The organism is Kitasatospora sp. NPDC058965 (genome assembly GCF_042741245.1).
Classification (GTDB): domain Bacteria; phylum Actinomycetota; class Actinomycetes; order Streptomycetales; family Streptomycetaceae; genus Kitasatospora.
The window spans coordinates 1-2,791 of record NZ_JBHYKG010000537.1; the positions used below are offsets into that span (position 1 = coordinate 1).

The 2,791-nt window shown below is 75.5% G+C and carries 4 protein-coding genes and 1 pseudogene; 2 read left to right on the top strand and 3 right to left on the bottom strand.

What is annotated here, in order from left to right; all coding sequences use genetic code 11:
• A pseudogene (locus tag ACFW1A_RS39780) lies at nucleotides 1-245 on the top strand (MFS transporter); the annotation flags it as partial.
• 18 nt (nucleotides 246-263) lie between these two features.
• Here ACFW1A_RS39780 and ACFW1A_RS39785 read toward each other — a convergent pair.
• Nucleotides 264-764 (bottom strand): winged helix-turn-helix transcriptional regulator, encoded by a 501-nt coding sequence (locus ACFW1A_RS39785; RefSeq protein ID WP_380418491.1) that lies wholly within the window; start codon nucleotides 762-764, stop codon nucleotides 264-266.
• Between the two features lie 102 nt (nucleotides 765-866).
• Here ACFW1A_RS39785 and ACFW1A_RS39790 point away from each other — a divergent pair, with 102 nt between their 5' ends.
• A complete protein-coding gene (locus tag ACFW1A_RS39790; RefSeq protein WP_380418493.1) occupies nucleotides 867-1,520 on the top strand; it encodes a dihydrofolate reductase family protein in 654 nt (217 codons plus the stop codon).
• 50 nt (nucleotides 1,521-1,570) lie between these two features.
• Here the strand turns inward: ACFW1A_RS39790 and ACFW1A_RS39795 are convergent, their stop codons facing one another.
• Both ACFW1A_RS39795 and ACFW1A_RS39800 read right to left on the bottom strand, forming a co-directional pair.
• Nucleotides 1,571-2,077 (bottom strand): AAA family ATPase, encoded by a 507-nt coding sequence (locus ACFW1A_RS39795; RefSeq protein ID WP_380418496.1) that lies wholly within the window; start codon nucleotides 2,075-2,077, stop codon nucleotides 1,571-1,573.
• A gap of 83 nt (nucleotides 2,078-2,160) precedes the next feature.
• The coding region (locus ACFW1A_RS39800) for a cytochrome P450 (protein ID WP_380418498.1) at nucleotides 2,161-2,791 on the bottom strand (631 nt) is incomplete at its 5' end.

Sequence of the window (2,791 nt, forward strand, 5' to 3'; positions counted from 1 at the left end):
CGTTCGCGGCGGCCGTCCCAGGCGCGGGGGAGGCGGCCCGGCAGGCGGTCGCGGCCGGTGCGGGCGACCAGGTCGCCCGGGCGGCGGGCCCGCGGGCCGCGGCGGTCGCGGAGGCGGCGCGGGCGGCGTTCGTCCACGGCCTGACGGACGTCCTCACGCTGGGTGCGGCGGTGGCCGGGCTCGCCGCGCTGGTCGCGTTCGCCACCCTCAGCCGCAAGGACCTGCACGAGAGCGCGCGCGGGTAGCCGCGTCCGCCCGGGGGCTCAGGCGCTGCCGCCGGCCAGCACCCGCTCGTACGCCTCCCGCAACAGCCGGGAGGCGCGCGGGCGTTCGGGGTGCGGGCGGGGAACCCCGAGGTGGTCCTCGCGCAGTTCGTCCATCAGGTCGGTCCAGAGCGGCTCCCCGCCCTCCTCCAGCAGCCGGGCGCGGACGGCGAGTGCGGGGGTGGTCGGGCGGTGGCGCAGCCCCCAGGAGCCGAGCGCGACCATGATCGGGACGGTCTGGATGCCCGCCTCGGTGAGGCTGTACCGGGCCCGCCGGCCCCGCCCGGCGGACTCCTGGGTGAGCAGGCCGCCGGCGACCAGGGCCTTGAGGCGGCTGCTCAGGATGTTCGAGGCGATGCCCTCCTGCGAGTGGCCGAGCAGCTCGCGGAAGTGGCGGCGCCCGCCGAAGACGACGTCGCGGAGCACGATCAGGCTCCACTGGTCGCCCAGCGCCTCGACCGCCGCATTGATCGCGCAGCCCGACCGCGGCTCGTCCCGCACGTGCACCTCCGGTGATTGCAATCCGCCATCACCCAGCATACGGTGGATCGTGATAACTGATTGCAGATCGCAATCAGTTGCCGGTCGTGGATGAGGAGCGTCATGTCACGGGTACGGGTCCACAACTTCTCGATCTCGCTCGACGGGTTCGCCACCGGGGACGAGCAGACGCTGGAGGCGCCGTTCGGCCACGCCGGCTCCCGGCTGACCGAGTGGTTCACCGGCACCCGGACCTTCCGGGAGATGATCGGCGCGTCCGGCGGCAGCCTCGGGGTGGACGACGCCCTGGCCGGGTGCTGGGGCCCGGGGATCGGCGCGGAGATCATGGGGCGGCACAAGTTCGGCCCGCAGCGCGGCCCGTGGACGGACGAGGAGTGGCGCGGCTGGTGGGGCGACAACCCGCCCTTCCACACCCCGGTCTTCGTGCTCACCCACCACCCCCGCCCGAGCATCGAGATGAAGGGCGGCACCACCTTCCACTTCCTCGACGCGAGCCCGGCCGAGGCGCTGCGCCAGGCCCGGGAGGCGGCGGGCGGCCTCGACGTGCGGATCGGCGGCGGGCCCACCACCGTGCGCGAGTTCCTGGCCAACGACCTGATCGACTTCATGCACCTGACCGTGGTCCCGATCGTGCTCGGCCGCGGCGTGCGCCTGTGGGACGGCCTGGAGGGGCTGGAGGAGCGGTTCGCCATCGAGTCGACCACCACCCCGAGCGGGGTCACCCACCTCTCCTTCGAGCGGGTCAGCGCCTCGTAGCCGTGGGCCGGGTCCCGGCGGACCGGCCCGGTCACGACCCGGGTGCGGTCCTACGAGCCCGTTCCGGACGGTGTGCGACCCCCGGGTGCCGGCGGCTCGAACAGGGCGAGCTCCGCGGCCGTCGGGGCCTCGAAGAGCGGCAGGTACGACTCCATCATCGCCCGGGTGATCGGCACCGTGTCCCACCGCCCCTCGCGGCCGCGCGCCTCGACCCGGCGGACCAACTCGTCGAACGGAGCGGTGAGGTAGCGCAGTTCGACGGGGATCCCGAGGGCCCGGGCGGCGGCGCGCTTCGCGTCCCGCTCGGCGCGGCCCCAGAACCCGAACTCCAGGACCACGCTCTGCCCCAGCCGCAGCAGCTCCTGCGCGTGGTGCCAGAGCCGGCGCTCCAGCCGGTCGCGCGCCGCCTCGTCGTAGAGGGAGAGCGCGAGCGAGGCGAGCCACTCGTCCGGGCACAGGCGCACCGCGGGCAGGTCGGCCGCCAGCCGGGTGGCCAGCGTCGTCTTGCCCGCGCCCGGCAGGCCGCAGAGCAGGATCAACCTCGGTCCGGTCCGCACGGGTGCCCCCTTCGTCGTCGCTGCACCGATTCTGCCGCAGCGGCGGTGCCGGCATCCCGCCCCGGCCGCGGGCTGACGGCGGCTCAGGCCAGGGTGACGACCAGCGAGGCGTAGGAGGGGATCATCACCCGGCGGGCACAGCTGCGGGAGACGATCCGGTAGGGGCGCCCGGGGGCGCAGACGGCGGTGACCATCCGGGCCACCTCGGCCCGGGCCACCGGCGCCCCCAGGCAGAGGTGGCGGCCGGCGCCGAACCAGAGCTGGCGCGAGCGCGGGTCGTAGGGGCGCGCCAGGTCGAAGCCGCCGGCCGCGTTGTCGGCCGCGTAGGTGACCAGCAGGATCCGCTCGTCCTTGCGGAGCCGGCGGCCGGCCACCGTCACGTCCGCGCTGACGTGCCGTCCGATCACCGGGGCGGGCGTGGTCACCCGCAGGCCCTCGCGGACGGCGGTGCGGACCAGCTCCGGATCCGGGCCCGCGAGCAGCGGGTGCTGCTGCCCGGTGTCGTGGATCAGCGCGACGGTGCGCGCCATCGCACTGGCGGCGGTCTCGGTGCCCGCGACCAGCAGCAGCGAGGCGAGCCCGCTCGCCTCCTCCAGCGTGATCCCCGCCGTGCGGCAGCGACCGAGCAGGGTGTCCGGTCCGGCCCCGGCCCAGGCCGCCGGGACGTCGCGGGTCAACTCCCGCACGATCTCCTTGGCCGCGGCGATCCGCTCC

Bases quoted from the DNA above. Each gene is read 5' to 3' on its own strand.
- ACFW1A_RS39790 (WP_380418493.1), top strand. From the start codon at position 867: ATGTCACGGGTACGGGTCCACAACTTCTCGATCTCGCTCGACGGGTTC.